This window comes from Pandoraea aquatica (assembly GCF_902459565.1).
GTDB lineage: Bacteria > Pseudomonadota > Gammaproteobacteria > Burkholderiales > Burkholderiaceae > Pandoraea > Pandoraea aquatica.
The window spans coordinates 237,574-253,688 of the sequence record NZ_CABPSN010000005.1 but is presented as its reverse complement, the minus strand read 5'-3'; the positions used below and the strand labels follow the sequence as shown (position 1 = coordinate 253,688).

The window sequence follows — 16,115 nt, the reverse complement described above, 5'->3', positions numbered from 1 at the left end:
CTCGCGTCGGGACGGCCGCGTCCCGAGCATTACACGAAAGCTTCGCCTTGACACCTGTCAACGTTGACAGGTGCGATTTCGGCCGTCTGAACCTAACTTTCAATCAATAAAGATGTCGCAACCCCATGATTGCATAGGGTTTTCCCTTGCAAATAAGACGGGGTGCGGCCGACAGTCCACGAGGTCGGGCAATCAGGGGGGGGTGAAGGGGCTTGTTTGTCGGCGGATCGCCTGGTGGGGGCGACCGCCGGTCTTGTCGCATCAATCGGTTTGTCATGCCTTTGTGTAGGAGAACCGTATGAAAACGTCAAAGCCCAGGACGCTTGCGCGTCATCCGATTGCACATGCCGTCGCGGTCTGTGTGGCGTGCCTGGCGGCTCAGGCCCATGCGGCGATCGTGGACGGTGTTGCTCAAACCGTTGCGGCACCGGGAAACCCGGCGGAAACGTGGAGTGTCATCAACGGCGGTTCGCTGACAGTCGAACCGGGGGCGGCGACCAACTTCATCACGCTCTCCACGGGAAGCACGCTGAACATGGATGGAGCGACGGTGCTGCAAACCGTGGGCGTGAACTCAGCCATTCAGTTTCTGAATACCTCGGGCACCATCTCGAACAGTTCTGTCACCAGCACTCGTTCGACAGCCGTTGCATTGGGGGCGGCCGGTGGGTCTACCGTTCAACCTATTGTGACCATCAACAACAGTACGCTCTCGGGCGTGCTGTTCGGTGCGTCCGTGGGGGCGCGAGGGGTATTGACGATCAACAACTCGACGTTGAGCGCCAACGGCCCGGACCCATTTCAATCCGGTGTTGCCAACTTCGCTTCCACCTTGGTCATTAATGGCGGTAGCGTGACGGGCCAGAATGGTATGTGGGTCGCCACGGGGACGGGCGGTGTCGCCTCGACGACGACCCTCAACGGCACGTCACTGACCGGGAACGCCGGGGCCGGCATCCTCATCCAGCCTCAGAACGGCATTACCGATGGCCCAACGGCAACCATCAATATCGAGAACGGCACTACGATTACCGGTAGCGACGGCAACGTCATCAAAGCCGTCGGCGCTATGACCTCGACGGTGACCGTCGACAATTCACAACTGACGGGGAACGTGACCGGAGACGGCACCGCGATTGTCGATCTGACTTTACAGAACAATGCGTCACTGACGGGCTCTCTCGTCAATCTCAATTCGCTCGCCGTCAATTCCGGTGGCAAGTGGAACCTGACGGCGAACAACACGGTGCCGACCGTGACCATGAACGGCGGCACGATCAATATTTCGGGCACGGCGGCCGGTACCGGAACCTTCCACACGTTGACGCTCGGAACACTCTCCGGTAACGGCGACTTCCAGATGGGCACCAACATCGCGACCCACACCGGCGATTTGCTGGCGGTGACGGGCAACGCGACCGGCAGCTACCAACTTCACATCCAGAACACCGGCGCGGAACCGCCGCAAATCCAACCTTTGACCGTGGTGACGACCGGCGGCGGCGGCGCTGCATTCTCGCTGGTGGGTGGCAAAGTCGACGCCGGCGTGTATAGCTACGACCTGCGTCAGGATGGGAACAACTGGGTGCTCATGACCGATCCGCACGATCCCGGCGACCCGGGTGGGCCGGATCTGACGCCGGGCGCTCAGACCGTCATCGGTATTTCCGGCGTAGCACCGACAGTCTGGCAGGGCGAGCAGGCGATTCTGCGCACCCGTCTTGGCGATGTCCGTCTCGCAGACCAGAGCAATAGCGGCGCATGGATTCGGACCTATGGAAAGCAGTTTCATGCGACGCCGGTCTCCGGTGTCGATTACAGACAGACCCAATACGGCGTCATGGGCGGTGCCGACGCCGTCGTCGGGAAGGCCTGGGGCGGCACATGGCTGGTCGGCGCATTGCTCGGTACCAGCCACAGCAAGCTCTCATTTGACGGTGGCTCGACCGGTGGTGTGAACAGCTACACGGCAGGTCTCTATGGCACGTGGCTCGCCGCAACGGGTTACTACTTCGAGACCGTGGTGCGCTACAACCACTTCCAGAACGATGCCAACGTGATCATGAGCGATGGTGAAGGCGCGCACGGCAGTTTCGGTGAAAACGGCGTCGGTGCCACGTTCGAGTTTGGCCGTCATATGAAATTCAACGACGACTGGTTCCTCGAACCCTATGCGCACCTATCATTGCTGCGCGTAGGCGGAGACGACTTCACGCTAACCAACGGCATGCAATCCAGTACGGCGCATACCGGCTCGGTGCAACTGCGCGTGGGGGCTGCGTTTGGCAAGACACTGGCGCTCTCCGGCGGTGGTCTGATCCAACCCTACCTGAAGCTCGCGCTGGTTCAGGAGTTCATCAAGAGCAATCAGGTCGTCGTCAACGGTATTGGTTTCAACAGTGATCTGTCAGGAACGCGCTTCGAGTTCGGCGCAGGGGTGACGGGGCAAGTGCGCCGCAATCTTCAGATCTATTCGGAAGTGGAATCGAGTGTCGGCCGTCACATCAACCAGCCCTGGGGTGTTCAATTGGGGGTGCGTTACACGTTCTGAATCGGTGAGTGCGGTGGAATATCGGTGAATTTCGATGAATATTGGTGTTTTTCATCGCAAAAATTAAGTTTTAGTGGGAGGTGTCCGTACGCTTCGCGTCGTTTTGATCATTTTTGGAAACGACCATCATGCGTACGACCAGCCAGCGGCGCGATGCCGCATCTCCCCATTCTCCTGCGTCTTCGTCTCTTTTTCCGAGCCGTATCGCACAGGGTGTTGCGCTCCTGCTCGCGTGTCTGAGCGTCACCGCGCAGGCCCGGATCATCAGCGACGGCGGCGAACACACGCTTGACGCGCCGGGTGATCCTTCAGAAACCTGGGTCGTGAACAACGGCTCTCAATTGACCGTCAACCCGGGCACAGAGACGAATTGGATCCGCGTCAATGAAAATAGCCATCTGAATCTCGATGGCGTGCGAGTGCATGGCACTGTCGGTATGAACGGCGGTCTCGCGCTTGAGAATTCGACCGCAATCGTCCGAAACTCTCACATTTCGAGCGAGAACGGTGTCGGGTTGTGGCTCGGTACCGGGGGGCAGAACGTTAAGCCCTCCGGGGCGTCGGTGTTCAACTCCACGATTACGGGCGTTGGATTTGGCGTGCACTTGGGCCGGAGTGCATCGCTCCTTCTCAAAGATTCGCACATCCGCGCCACGCCACGCCCGAACCCCAACGGCGAGAAAACTGCCGGCGTGTATTCTCGCGATTCCGAAGTTCACATCTTCGGGGGGAGCGTGACGGGTGATCACGGCATCTGGCTGTCGAGCGGCGTCAGCCGAGATGAATCGCGAGCTGTCCTGAACGGAACGCACATCGAAGGCACCGATGGTCCCGGCATTCTGATTCAGGCCGATCCTGTCGATAGGGAAGGTAAGAAGGTGGTGCTTGAGATTGAGAACGGCACCACGATCACAGGCTCGAATGGCGTGTTGATCGAACTGCGAGATGGTCTCGATTCGACCGTGAGCGTCGATAACTCCCAGTTGACCGGCGACATCGTGAGCGACGGCAGCGCGACGCTGGATCTGACGCTGCAAAACTATGGCTCCATCACCGGAAAGCTGATCGGCGTCGATTCGCTGGCCGTCAACTCGAACGGCAAATGGGCGCTGACCGCCGATCAGGAGATGGCCAAGATCACGATGGACGGCGGGTTCATCGACATCCACGGCACTGCGGCCGCAGGCACTTTCCATACGCTCGACGTCGCCGATCTGTCAGGCAACGGCACCTTCCAGATGCAAGCAGACCTGCAACTGGGCGGCGCTGATCTGCTCGACGTGGAGAACGCGACCGGCGAGCACCAGTTGCACGTTAAGAACACCGGGACCGAAGGCGGCGTCGAGACACAGCTTCTGGTCGAACAGGGGGCCGGCGACGGCACGTTCTCGCTTGTGGGCGACAAGGTGGATGCCGGTGTGTACTCGTATGTGCTCAAATCCACGGGCGACGCGGGTGGCGAGCAGTCGTGGTATCTGGAGAAAACTGAAGAGTTGACGCCGGGTACCGACGCGACGGTCAACATCCACAACGCATTGCCGACCGCGTGGCTGGGTGAGCACACTGTGCTGCGTCAGCGATTGGGTGAAGTGCGACTGGGTGAGGGCGATGAGGGCGGCACCTGGGCTCGTGTGTTCGGTAGCAAATACAATGCGCGTCCCGCAGCGGGTACGGGCTACAACCAGAATCAATGGGGTGTCATTGGCGGTAGCGATGCGGTCGTGGCGCGAAACGACGCGGGTCGCTGGCTGGTGGGTGGCATGTTCGGTACCAGCACGAGCCGGTTGAAGTTCAACAACGGTTCGAACGGCACCATCGAAAGCCACACCGTAGGCGCTTATGCCACCTGGCTGGGCAATAACGGTTACTACTTCGACGGTGTGCTGAAGTACAACCACTTCGGCTCGGAGCTGGATGTGCGCATGAGCGATGGCACGCGCAGCAAGGGCGACTTCAACAACCATGGTGTGGGCCTGTCGGCGGAAGTCGGTCGCAAGATCGAATTCGGCAATCGCTGGTTCATCGAGCCGTTCGGACAAGTGGCAGGCATGTGGGCCAGCGGCACGGACTTCACGCTGGACAACGGCATGCATGCCGAGACCAGTAGCACGAAGTCGCTGCTCGGCACGGTCGGTATGCATTTCGGCCAGACGTTCGAGACGTCGAAAGGCACGTTCCAGCCGTACGGCAAGGTTGCGGTGACGCACGAGTTCGTTCGCAGCAACTCGGTCCGTGTGAACGGCATCGATTTGCAGCAGGACATTTCGGGAAGGCGAAGAGTCCGACGAATACGATCACGACGACACCGTCTACGTCACCTTGCGTGGCAACGAGGACGCGATAGTCGGCTGTGCGCGCCTGTTGCCCGCCACGCATCGCTATCTACTACGAGATCATTTCCGGCACCTTGTGGACGATTTGAACGCCGCTGTGGACGTCGACGGCATGGACGACGCACCGGATTTTCACTGCGGCGATGGCGGTGGGAGTGCCGTGGTGTCCCGCGTGTGGGAGTTGTCCCGATTTGCGTGGGATTCGCCGAAGTCCGACGACGCACCCGCAACACAGAAGGACGCGTCGATGGCCGGCACACGAGAGTTGCTGCGTGCCGCAGTCTTCACCGCGAGAGCGTTGGGCGCGCGCCGACTCATCGGCGTGACGTTCGTAAGTCTCGCTCGCCTGTTCGTGCGTCTTGGCGTGCCGACTCACAAACTCGGCGCGGCGTATCGCATCGATGGCCGCTGGGTGGCGGCTTACCGCATCGATCTCGATACGCAGACGCTCGCTGCACTTGGCCTCATCAGCGAGATCACTGCCGCCCAGCCGGCGGCCCCCTGGGGCACGCCGTGCGAGGCGGCAGATGTGATTCTGCCGCGCGAAAGCACTAGCGCCACATAACGAGGCGGATCGCGCTCTGCACCTTGTTTCGGCAGCCGGTTTTGTCGAGACAGTTGCGGATGTGGAAATTCACCGTGCGTGTGGAGATGCCGAGAATATCGCCGATCTCGTCGGCGGTTTTCCCTTCGGCTGTCCATAACAGCACTTCGCGTTCGCGCGTCGAGAGCGATGCCACATCGAACGGCGGGCGTTGCGGGCGCAATAGGCGGCTCATCGATTCGTGCGTGTAATTCGACAGCACGCCCATACCCACCTGAAGCGAATTCATTTCGACGGGCGTAAGCACCTCTGTCGACCGACCGAAGCTCAGCAAGCCAAACTCCCCATGCGGCCCCCAGCTGGAGCGCGCAACGCCGTGGTTCAGCCCGAAATCGTTCGCGTCGCGCCATAGCTTGTCGGCGCGGGGCAGTAGCGGGTCTTGCCAGGACAACAGCCGTTCGGTGTGTGCGCCGACGGCGACCGTCGGGTCAATGTCGAGAAATCCACTCTTGCCGTAGTGCTCCATCCAGCCGGTCGGATAGCTGTCGAAGACCCGAACTTCGGACTGCGTAGCACTACGATGGTGCCGAAATCCGTAGCAACAATAGTCAAACCCAATACGTTTCGAAAACGAATCGATACGTTGGAAAAGCTTATGGGAATCGGTGATCCCGCTGCAATCGTCATGAATCGTTTCGAGCAGGTGCATCAAGGCAGACATGATGTCTCCAGGGGAAATAATTCGATGCTTGTGCGTTCAACTGTTTTTTAGAGACACCGATTCCGAAAGCGCGAACGACGCCATCACGGCAAAAAAATGCCGTGTCGGCCCCTGGGTCGTGCTGCTGCTTCGGAATATTTAAATTGAGTGCTGCAAAAAGATGGTGTCGCTAACGTTGGCAATCGTTTCGCACGCCGTGGCAATGCAACAAATCGAAAGCTTTCCGTATCGATGCCGGGCGGCTCTAACCGCATGTATGAACTTGGTTCCGTACACCGATGCGCTGAAGAATATCAACCGGTTAACGCGATTTCAATGAATGCATTGAAAATATTGAAAAACGAGACTCCTCGAATTTCGAGATATTTTTTTGTTGTTTTTTTCGACCTAGAATCAAGGATTTTGTATGAAACGGACCCTCTTTTTTTGAGCGGTTTTGCTTGAAATTTTTTGCTCATTGTTTTGTTGAGAATCGTTATCGGTAATTCTAATGATTGGCGATTGCGTGGGCAAGCAATAATTAAATGTTCATTTATCGGATGTGGTCAACGTCACGCGCGATTCGCTTTGATGGCTTCGCGAATGAGATTGATTATCGCTTTCTCGTTGATGGTATCGCCTTCACGGAAATCGATGGCGCGTCGGGTATTGCCTTCGAGGCTCGCATTAAAGAGACCAGTAGGGTCGGGAAGCGAAGCGCCCTTGGGGAAGGTCAGTTTGACAGCGGCCTTATAAGTTTCGCCGGTACATAGGATTCCGTCGCAAGACCAGACGGGCACGCGCCATTTCCACTCTTCGACGATATCGGGGGCTGCGCGGGTGACGATGGCACGAAGGCGGGCAAGGATCTCGCCGCGCCAGTCTGGGAGTTCAGCGATGCGGGCGTCGATGAGTGCAGAGGCTTCGGCGGGGGAGGGGAAGGCCTTCTTCATGTCGAGCGTCTCCGTGAGAGAAAAGAGGCTGCGCGCGGTGTCGCGCTCAATTCTAACGAAGACAGAAGGGTTTCCGGGGAGGGGGAAGGCGGGAGACGGACCGGGGCTCCCTTCTGAACCGAGTTGGGTCTATGTCTGAGGGGCGGAAGGGAGCCCCGGTCCGTCGGGGGGGCTGGCTAGCGCGATGGGCGTCGACGCATCGCCAGCATGGAATCAGAACGCCGCCGAGTAAATCGCGAACGCGTCGGCTTCGGAGACTTCGCGCGGGTTATTCACCAGCAGGCGGGTCTGGAGCATGGCGTCGCTGGCCATACGGCCGATGTCGTCCTGCTTGACGCCGACATCGCGCAGTGTGCGAGGAATTGCGGTGTCGACGATCATCGACTCGATGTGTCCGATCAGCGCATCGGTTTTCGCTTCATCGCTGCCGGTCGCTTTCAAGGGAAGAATGACGTCGGCAAGTTCTGCGTAAAGCTTGCTGGCTGCGGGCGCGTTGAAACGCATGACGTGTGAGAGCACGAGCGCGTTCGACAAACCGTGGGCGACGTGGAAGATGCCACCGATCGGATAGGCGAGCGCGTGCACAGCGGCCACCGGCGAGTTGGCGAACGACTGTCCGGCAAACATCGCGCCGACGAGCATGGCTTCGCGGGCGTTGCGGTTCGCACCGTCGTTGCAGGCGGGCAGAAGATTGCGCGAGAGCAATTCCAGCGCCTTCACGGCGAGCATGTCCGAGATCGGATTCTTGAGATGTGCCGACGTATACGCTTCGATGGCGTGCACCATCGCGTCGATGCCGGTGGCGGCGGTGGCCGCGCGCGGCAGGCCGAGCGTGAGTTCCGCGTCGAGAATCGCAAGATCCGCGAAGAGTTGCGGTGCGACGACACCCATCTTCGTCGTCTCGCCGGTCGTCACGATCGACACGGCGGTGACTTCCGAACCGGTGCCGGCGGTCGTCGGCATTTGGACCAGCGGCAGGCGCGTGCCCGTCACCTTCTTTACGCCGTACATTTCCTTGATCGACTGCGTGCCCGGCAGCAGTACCGCGAGCAGCTTGGCCACGTCCATCGACGAGCCGCCGCCCAGACCCAGCACGATTTCTGCATCTGCCGCGCGAGCGCGCTCGGCGGCTTCGAGTACCACGTGCTCGGGCGGATCGGCGATCACGTCGTCGATGACCGACACCTGCCAGTCGTGCTTCGTCAGATCGGCGAGTGCCGGTGCGAGCAGACCGCTCTTATGCAAAAAGCCGTCCGTGACGACGCACAGGCGCTTGGCCGACGGAAACTGTTCGCGCAGCAGCGCACCCAGGCGGCGCGCTGCGCCGAATTCCACAACGACGGTGGGGACCGTCTGGAAACGAAATGCGTTCATGATCGCTTTCCTATTTTCCTAATGAGACTTGATGAAACTCACGCGACCATCTGGCCGCGATCGATCCGGTAGACGTTATCGAGCACGGCACCGGCGTGCTGCAAATCCGCGCCCGAGAGAATGACGGCGAGGCCTTCGCCGCGCATCTGGCCGATCACTTCGGCAATACGCTTCGAGAGCGCCGGGGCCACGCCTTCGAACGGCTCGTCGAGCATCAGCAGACGCGAGCTCGTCATCAGCGCGCGACCGACGGCCACCAGTTTCTGCTGGCCACCGGACAATTGCAAGGCGCGGCGCGGGGCCCACTCGCGGGCTTCCGGAATGATGCGGTAGACCTTGTCCAGGCGCGCTTGCACATCTTTCGCCTTGAGCGCCCACGCAGGCACGCACAGGTTTTCCTCGACCGTCATGTCCGGAATCAGACGGCGGTCTTCCGGTGCATAGCCGATGCCCAGCGCCGTGCGTTCGTGCGACGGTGCCTTGACCAGATCCACGCCGTCGAACGTCAGCGTGCCGCCGTTTGCTTTCACGAGACCCATGATGGCGCGCAGCGTCGTCGTCTTGCCCGCGCCGTTACGGCCGATCAGACCGACGATAGCGCCCTTGGGTACCGAGAACTGTACGCCGCGCAGAATGTCCGTCGCGCCGAAGCGCACATTCAGATTTCCGACTTCAAGCATGGGCTACCTCGCCAGCCATATTTCCCGACGACGGCGCTGCAGCCACCGTCTCGCCAATGATCAACTCGCGCACCTGCGGGTCGGCCAGCACCACGTCGGGTGTAGCGTCCGCCAGAATGCGGCCGTCGCAGAACGCCAGCACGCGGTCGCTGTAGCGGCGCACGATTTCCATGTCGTGTTCCACGAACAGCACCGTAATGCCCAGTGCACGCGCGGCATCCAGCACGCGATTCATCACGTCGAATTTCTCTTCCGCTGCAACGCCGGACGTCGGCTCGTCGAGCAGCAGGACTTCCGGTTTGCAGACCATCGCGAGCGCGATGTCGAGCAGTTTGCGCACGCCTTCAGGCAAGGTGCCGGAGATCATGTCGGCAAACTCCAGCACGCCCAGACGCGCAAGACTCTCGTTCGCCAGATCCGCCGACAAACCCGAAATCGCCAGTGCGATCTCGATGTTCTCGCGCGCAGTCTGCGAGCCGAACAACTGCGGAATCTGGAACGAACGCGCAATGCCCAGCCGCGTAATTTTGCGCGGCGCGAGCCCCGTGATGCGTTTGCCTCGGAACATGATCTCGCCGCGATCCGGCTTGATGTAGCCCGTGAGCATGTTCACGAACGTCGTCTTGCCTGCGCCGTTCGTGCCGATCAGACCGACCACGCTTTGTGCGTCGATATTGACGGTGATGTCCTTCGCGGGCGTCACGCTCCCGAAGGTCTTGTGCAGGCCCGTAGCCTCAATGATGTGTGTCGATGCCATCTCGTGCCCCTTATGCCGCGTCGGCCGAAGTGCTGGCTTTCGCAGTCGCCGTCTGCGTGACGGGATGTGCAGCCGTCGTCTTGCGACGCCCCAGACCCAGACTCGTGAGACCACCCGGCAGGAAGGCGATGATCGCGAGCATGATCGCGCCCATCACGATTTGCCACGTGTTCGGTGCGTAGCGATACGCCATCGCCCGCGCGACTTCGAGCAGCAACGCGCCGATGAACGGCGAGAACGCGAAGCGGGTGCCCGAGAGCACGGCGATGAAGACGAATTCGCCCGAGGTGGTCCAGAACGCCATGTCCGGATCGATGTGACCGATGTTGAACGCCTGCAACGCGCCGCCCAGACCGGCGAGCGCGCCCGCGATCACATACGTCAGATGAATGTTGCGACGGGCGGACGTGCCCAGATATTCCACGCGGATCTCGTTGTCCTTGATCGCGGGGCCGAGGCGTCCCTGCGTGGAGCGCATGTACACGGCCACGGCCATCACGCACACGATGGCGGCAATGAAGCCCACCGCGAACAGGTTCGTGCCCGTGAGCTGCCACGGCTCGGCGCTGCTGCCGAGTGTCGGGGCGTTCACGTTGAAGCCGTCGCTGCCACCAAGCTCGACGTTATTGAGCAGCAGGCCGTAGCAGATCATCGACAGTGCGAGCGTGAGCATCGCGAAGAAGATGTCGCGATAGCGTGCGAGCAAAAAGCCCAGCACGAAGGCGAGCACGGCCGACACGATCATCGAGACGGCGAGCAGCGCGAACAGCTCCGTCAGGCCGTAGTAGTTCATGCCGAGGCCGACACAATATGCGCCGACCGCGAAGAACAACGCCTGACCGAAAGAAGCGAGACCCGTGCGCAGCAGCAGCGCGAGACCCAGTGCGACGATGCCCTTCGACAACGCCACGGAGACCAGAAATTGCCATTGGGGCAGAGCGAGACCTGCCGCGCCGATGACGACGAAACCGACCACCGCGAGCCACGTGCCGGGCGCGCGCAGTTGGGAACAGATTGCGGAACTCATATCTTGCGAGCCTCCAGCGGAGCGAAGATGCCTTTCGGACGCACAGCCAGCACCAGCGCCATGACGATGTAGATGGAGAACAACTCGCCTTGCGGCCAGTAGTGCACGGCACTCGCGCGCACCAGACCCACGAGCAACGCACCGAACGCTGCGCCGGGCAGCGAACCCAGCCCGCCGATCACGACCACGGCGAAGGTGAGCACCACGATCTCCACGCCCATGCCGGGTGCGACCGACACCGTCGGTGCGGTGAGCGCGCCGCCGATGGCGGCGAGCACTGCGCCTGCCATGAACGTCACCACGAAATAACGACTCACGCGAATGCCCATCGCCTGACTGACTTCACGGTCGTGAATCACGGCGCGCAGCAAACGGCCGCTGCGGGTGAACTTCAGGAATGCCGTGAGGCCGATGCCCGCGACGAGCGCCACGCCCACGATCAGGAAGTTGTAGTTCGGGTACGAGAGGTCGCCGAGGTCGAAGTTGCCGAGGAAGCTGTACGGCTCCGAGACCGAGTACGGATCGACGCCCCAGACGAGCTTGATGGCGTCTTCCATGATGAGGAAGAGCGCATAGGTGACGAGCAGCAACACCACGGGGTCCTGCCCGTAGAAGCGCTTCAGAATGCCGCGCTCCATGATGAAGCCGATGGCTCCGCCCGCGACGATGGCCGCCAGCACGAGCAACAGATAGCTCACGTAAAGATTGCCGCCCTGGGCAACCCACGGGCCGATCAACGTCACGCCAGCGTACGCGCCCAACGCGTACAGGCTGCCGTGCGCCATGTTCAAGATTTTGAGCACGCCGTAGACGAGGGTCAGTCCCAGAGCAACCAGGAACAGCCACGCGGCGTACATCACCCCGTCCACCAGGACGGCGTAGATCTGCGACATCTCGCATTCTCCTTGGAACGCAAAGCCGCGCGCGGGCAGTCGCCACGACGCAGGCTTTGCGGGTACCGCTTTATTGCGAGGAAGACGAGGCTCGCCCGTCCTCCCGATCTTGATGCTTAAGTCTTGCGTTGATGCTGGATGGGCCGGGGATGGCTTAGTGCTTCAGGCCGCCCTTGATCCAGTCGGCCGACTTAACCCCTTCCGGCGGCGTGACTTCGGCGATCGAGTACTGCTTCACGTCCGTCACGGTGACCTTGCCGTTCACGTTCTTCACGATGCCGAACGCGGTGCCTTGCGCGGCCTGGTGTCCCTTGCCCAGCGTCAGACCGATCTTGCCGGCCGGGGCTTCGAAGGCGAGGTGTTCGAACGAGGCGATGACCTGCTCGGGCGTGGGCTGCTTGCCGCCGTTCGCGGCTTGTGCCTTCTCGTAAGCGGCCTTGAGCGCGAGGATGCTCTGGTTCATCTTGTACGACGGGTAGCTCGGCGTATCGTTGAACTTGGCGCTGTAGGCGGTGCGCAGCCAGCGGTTCAGCGCGTTGTCCGGCGCGAACATGCCGTACATGCCGCGTGCACCGATGATCACGCCGTCCGGCAGACGCGTCTTGCCGTGCGTGGCGGTCTCACCGGCGGTGAGCACCGTGAGCGACTTCTTGAACAGATCGCGCGGACCGGCCTGCACGACGAGACCTTCGAGGTCGCCGCCCCAGAAGCTCGAATGCAGCACGTCCGGGTGGGCGGCGAGCAGGCTCGAAATGCCAGCGTTGTATTGACCCGCGCCGAGTTGCGGCATTTGCGAGCTGACCGACTTGGCGTTCGGCTTGAGCGACTTGAGCGTGCCTTCGAAGTCGGCCCAGGCGTCCTGACCCCAGGCGTAGTTCTGGTTGATACCGGCGTACGTTTGCAGATCGGGCTTGCGCTCGGCGACGTAGCGGGCCGCACCGACGTTGTCCATCGTGGCCGTGGCCACCGGACGGAAGACGTACTTGAAGCTCGCGTCTTCGAACACGCGCGGCGTGCCGCAATCGAAGAACAGCGTGACCTTCTTCATTTCTTCGGCCACCGGTGCGATCGCCAGGCAGTTGCCCGACGAGGTGTAGCCCACGACGTAGTCGACGCCCTGGTTCAACAGGTTGCGGTATTCGCTGACCTGCTTGCTCGTGCTGCCCGCTTCGTCGATGTAGACGAGTTCGATCGGCGCACCGCCGAAGCCCTTCGTGGCATACGGGGCAGGCACCTTGCCGGCGTTAAGCTCGGCAGCGGTGACTTCGGCGGCGTTCTTGGCCGGCACGCCGAAGGGACCGGCGGCAGCACCCGACATGAAGGTCACGATGCCGATCTTGATCGGCTTGGCATCGGCGTGTGCCGTGGTGGCAACCGAGGCGATCGCGGCGCCGGCCGCAAGTGCGAGAGCGAGCGGCTTCATGCCGCGCTGGATAACGCGCTTCATACTGGTTTCCTTTGGTGGTGTTGCGACGCGTACGTCGATGGGAGTCGATGTATGTCGATTTATGAACGTGCGGAGTCTGATGCCCCGGTGCGGTGCCCGGGCCTGCCAGGTGTTTTCCGAAGATGTGCCCGGCAGGCCGCCTACCTCACACTTGCAGGCACAGGTACTTCATTTCGAGGTATTCCTCGATGCCGTAGCGCGAGCCTTCGCGGCCCACGCCCGATTGCTTGATGCCGCCGAACGGCGCGACTTCGTTGGAGATCAGGCCCGTGTTCAGACCGACCATGCCGTACTCGAGCGCTTCGGACGTGCGCCACGCACGGGCGATGTCGCGCGTATACAGATAGGCGGCGAGGCCGAATTCGGTGTCGTTCGCCAGCGCAATGGCGTCGGCGTCGCGCGTGAAGCGGAAGAGCGGGGCGACCGGGCCGAAGATTTCTTCGCGCGCCATGCGCATTTGCGAGGTGGCGTCTGCGATCACGGTCGGCGTGTAGTAGGTGCCGCCCAGTGCATGCGCTTCACCGCCCACGAGCACGCGACCGCCGCGCGACTTCGCGTCTTCGACCAACGTCACGACCTTGTCTACGGCTTTGCCTTCGATCAGCGGGCCGATGACCACGCCGTCTTCCAGACCGTTGCCGACCTTCATCTCCGCCACGCGCTTGGCGAACTTCTCGGCGAAGGCGTCGTAGACACCGTCCTGAATGTAGAAGCGGTTGGCGCAGACGCACGTCTGACCACCGTTGCGGTACTTCGCCGCGAGTGCACCTTCGACGGCGGCGTCGATGTCGGCATCGTCGAACACGATGAACGGTGCGTTGCCGCCCAGTTCCAGCGACAGACGTTTGACCGTGGGGGCGCACTGCGCCATCAGCAGACGGCCCACGCCGGTCGAGCCGGTGAACGACAGCTTGCGCACGCTCGGGTGCGACGTCAGCACGCCGCCCACAGCGCGAGCGTCGCCCGTGACCACCTGGAACACGCCACCAGGAATGCCGGCACGATGCGCCAGCTCAGCCAGTGCGAATGCCGACAGCGGGGTGAGTTCGGACGGCTTGACCACGATGGCGCAGCCGGCCGCCAGTGCCGGGGCGACCTTGCGCGTGATCATCGCCGCCGGGAAATTCCACGGCGTGATGGCGGCACAAACGCCGACCGGTTGTTTGATGGTGACAAGGCGCTTGTCGGCGGCGGGCGTGGCGAGCACGTCGCCGTCCACACGCTTGGCTTCTTCCGCGAACCATTCGATGAAGCTGGCCGCGTAAGCGATTTCACCGCGGGCTTCGGCCAGCGGCTTGCCTTGTTCGCGGGTCATCAGGTACGCGAGGTCGTCGGTGTTCGCGATCATCAGATCGAACCAGCGGCGCAGCACATTGGCGCGCTCCTTGCCGGTGCGGGCGGCCCAAGACTTCTGGGCGGCCTCGGCGGCGCTCACGGCGCGCGTGGTTTCTTCCGCGCCGAGTTCCGGCACCGTGGCGAGCACTTCGCCGGTCGCCGGGTCGAGCACGTCGAACGTCTTGCCGCTGTCGGCCGAGATCCATTGACCGTCGACCCACGCAAGGGTCTTGAAAAGGTGGGTGTCTTTGAGTTGCATGGCAGTAGGCCGGGCGAACCGGCGTTTCCTATGGGCAGTGTCTCGGGTTGTTGCTTGCCGTTCTATCTATTGAACGGTATTCTATGTATTGAATGTGATTCTACGTATTGAACGTTTTAGGTGCAACTAAGGGGTTTTCCCTAGGCCAGAATGAGAATGACTTGCCCGTACCATGCTGGCGGCGAGTTTCTCGTCACCTGGCTCGCGACCCGAACCATCCCTACGAAATCGACGCCGTTTCCTGAGATTCCCGAGATCCCCGATTCATGCCAAAGCGCAAACTCGATCTGCCTGCCAACGTTTCTCCGACCGCTGCTGCGGTCCATTCCGATGAGCCGATGAAGACCACGGCACCGGCGGTTGTGCGTGCCGTGCATGTCCTCGATGTGATTGCGGCGGCATCGGAGCCGGTGGCGTTGGCCGATCTCGCGCGGGAAACCGGCGTGCCCAAGAGCACGCTGCACGGGCTGTGCGACACGCTGGTCAAGCTGCGTCTGGTGAAGCGTCATGCCAATGGCGGTATGACGATGGGGTCGTATGTGATGGGATGGGCGAATGCGTTCCTTTCGCAGACCAACATTACCGAGGAGTTCCGGGCGGTCTGGGAGGCGTCGCGTGCGTTCTCGGAAGAAACCGTCACGCTTTCCGTGCTCGATGGCGCGGAAGTGATCTATCTCGCATGCCACAACGGCAACCGCCCGCTGGGCGTGACGTTTCGTATCGGCATGCGCTTGCCCGCACCCTATACGGCGACCGGCAAAGCCATGCTCTCGACATTGCCGCCGGGCGAGGCGGCCGATCTGCTGGCCGGTGCATGGCCTGCACCGCTCACGCGTGCGAGCGTCGGCACCTATCCCGCGTTGGCCGAAGAGATGGCGCAGGTGCGTCGCGACGGCTACTCGATCGATAACGGGCAAATGCGCGAAGGCATGATCTGCTTCGGCGCGCCGGTGTTCGACGCGAGCGGCGAGCGTGCGGTCGCCGGGTTGGCGGTGAGTTTCCTGACGAATGAGATCGATGCGCAGACCGGCCAGCGCATCGGACGCCAGATGCGCGAACTGGCCGATCAGCTGTCGGTGCGACTTGGGGCACCTGCCGGGGCAACGTCGCGACGCTGAACCGGTGATGCGTCGGTACTGAGGCCGCACCGTCGACGAAGAAAAACACGCACGGAAAATTCGTGCGTCGTTGAGTCGAACTCAAGCGGTTTGCGGGAACTGTTTGGCGCCTTCCGGCGCACCCTGCACTGTCGGGTACCTCGA

The 16,115-nt window shown here is 61.6% G+C and carries 13 protein-coding genes and 1 pseudogene; 5 read left to right on the top strand and 9 right to left on the bottom strand.

The annotated features are described in order from the left end of the window. The first annotated feature begins 298 nt into the window (after positions 1-298). From PAQ31011_RS18195 to PAQ31011_RS27015, 3 genes and pseudogenes are all read left to right on the top strand, one after another. Positions 299-2,551 (top strand): autotransporter outer membrane beta-barrel domain-containing protein, encoded by a 2,253-nt coding sequence (locus tag PAQ31011_RS18195; protein ID WP_150577140.1) that lies wholly within the window; start codon positions 299-301, stop codon positions 2,549-2,551. A 128-nt stretch (positions 2,552-2,679) separates the two neighbouring features. Next, positions 2,680-4,815 (top strand): annotated as a pseudogene (locus PAQ31011_RS18190) (autotransporter outer membrane beta-barrel domain-containing protein); the annotation flags it as partial. Between the two features lie 55 nt (positions 4,816-4,870). Next, complete coding sequence (locus tag PAQ31011_RS27015) at positions 4,871-5,449, top strand: acyl-homoserine-lactone synthase (protein ID WP_425495117.1); 579 nt, start codon at positions 4,871-4,873, stop codon at positions 5,447-5,449. Here the strand turns inward: PAQ31011_RS27015 and PAQ31011_RS18185 are convergent. Next, on the bottom strand, positions 5,436-6,149 hold the full coding sequence (locus PAQ31011_RS18185; RefSeq protein WP_246179642.1) for an autoinducer binding domain-containing protein: 714 nt from the start codon (positions 6,147-6,149) through the stop codon (positions 5,436-5,438). The genes PAQ31011_RS27015 and PAQ31011_RS18185 overlap by 14 nt on opposite strands. Before the next feature lie 147 nt (positions 6,150-6,296). On the opposite strand from PAQ31011_RS18185, the gene PAQ31011_RS18180 reads away from it, so the two are divergent. Beyond that, positions 6,297-6,593: a hypothetical protein gene (locus tag PAQ31011_RS18180; protein WP_150577138.1), complete on the top strand. Its 297-nt coding sequence runs from the start codon at positions 6,297-6,299 to the stop codon at positions 6,591-6,593. 107 nt (positions 6,594-6,700) lie between these two features. Here PAQ31011_RS18180 and PAQ31011_RS18175 read toward each other — a convergent pair whose 3' ends face one another. The 8 genes from PAQ31011_RS18175 to PAQ31011_RS18140 form a co-directional block, all read right to left on the bottom strand. After that, the gene (locus PAQ31011_RS18175) at positions 6,701-7,081 is read right to left on the bottom strand and encodes a DUF1801 domain-containing protein (protein WP_150577137.1); all 381 of its coding nucleotides are present in this window, start codon (positions 7,079-7,081) and stop codon (positions 6,701-6,703) included. Between the two features lie 213 nt (positions 7,082-7,294). Continuing rightward, positions 7,295-8,455 (bottom strand): iron-containing alcohol dehydrogenase, encoded by a 1,161-nt coding sequence (locus tag PAQ31011_RS18170; RefSeq protein ID WP_150577136.1) that lies wholly within the window; start codon positions 8,453-8,455, stop codon positions 7,295-7,297. Positions 8,456-8,493: 38 nt separating this feature from the next. Then, the gene (locus tag PAQ31011_RS18165; protein WP_150577135.1) at positions 8,494-9,135 is read right to left on the bottom strand and encodes a branched-chain amino acid ABC transporter ATP-binding protein; all 642 of its coding nucleotides are present in this window, start codon (positions 9,133-9,135) and stop codon (positions 8,494-8,496) included. Continuing rightward, positions 9,128-9,892 carry an ABC transporter ATP-binding protein gene (locus PAQ31011_RS18160; RefSeq protein ID WP_150577134.1) on the bottom strand — a complete coding sequence of 255 codons (765 nt, stop codon included), beginning with the start codon at positions 9,890-9,892 and terminating at the stop codon, positions 9,128-9,130. The genes PAQ31011_RS18165 and PAQ31011_RS18160 overlap by 8 nt, the downstream gene beginning before the upstream one ends. Before the next feature lie 10 nt (positions 9,893-9,902). Then, positions 9,903-10,919, bottom strand: coding sequence for a branched-chain amino acid ABC transporter permease (locus PAQ31011_RS18155; protein WP_150577133.1), 1,017 nt, complete (start codon positions 10,917-10,919; stop codon positions 9,903-9,905). Beyond that, entirely contained in the window at positions 10,916-11,812 is an 897-nt protein-coding gene (locus PAQ31011_RS18150; protein WP_039396822.1) for a branched-chain amino acid ABC transporter permease, read from the bottom strand. Before PAQ31011_RS18150 ends, PAQ31011_RS18155 begins: the two co-directional genes overlap by 4 nt. A 154-nt stretch (positions 11,813-11,966) precedes the next feature. Next, positions 11,967-13,259 (bottom strand): ABC transporter substrate-binding protein, encoded by a 1,293-nt coding sequence (locus tag PAQ31011_RS18145; protein WP_084103494.1) that lies wholly within the window; start codon positions 13,257-13,259, stop codon positions 11,967-11,969. Between the two features lie 145 nt (positions 13,260-13,404). Then, the gene (locus tag PAQ31011_RS18140; protein ID WP_150577132.1) at positions 13,405-14,853 is read right to left on the bottom strand and encodes an NAD-dependent succinate-semialdehyde dehydrogenase; all 1,449 of its coding nucleotides are present in this window, start codon (positions 14,851-14,853) and stop codon (positions 13,405-13,407) included. Between the two features lie 266 nt (positions 14,854-15,119). On the opposite strand from PAQ31011_RS18140, the gene PAQ31011_RS18135 reads away from it, so the two are divergent. Next, positions 15,120-15,971, top strand: coding sequence for an IclR family transcriptional regulator (locus tag PAQ31011_RS18135; RefSeq protein ID WP_150577131.1), 852 nt, complete (start codon positions 15,120-15,122; stop codon positions 15,969-15,971). The last annotated feature ends 144 nt before the right edge of the window (positions 15,972-16,115 follow it).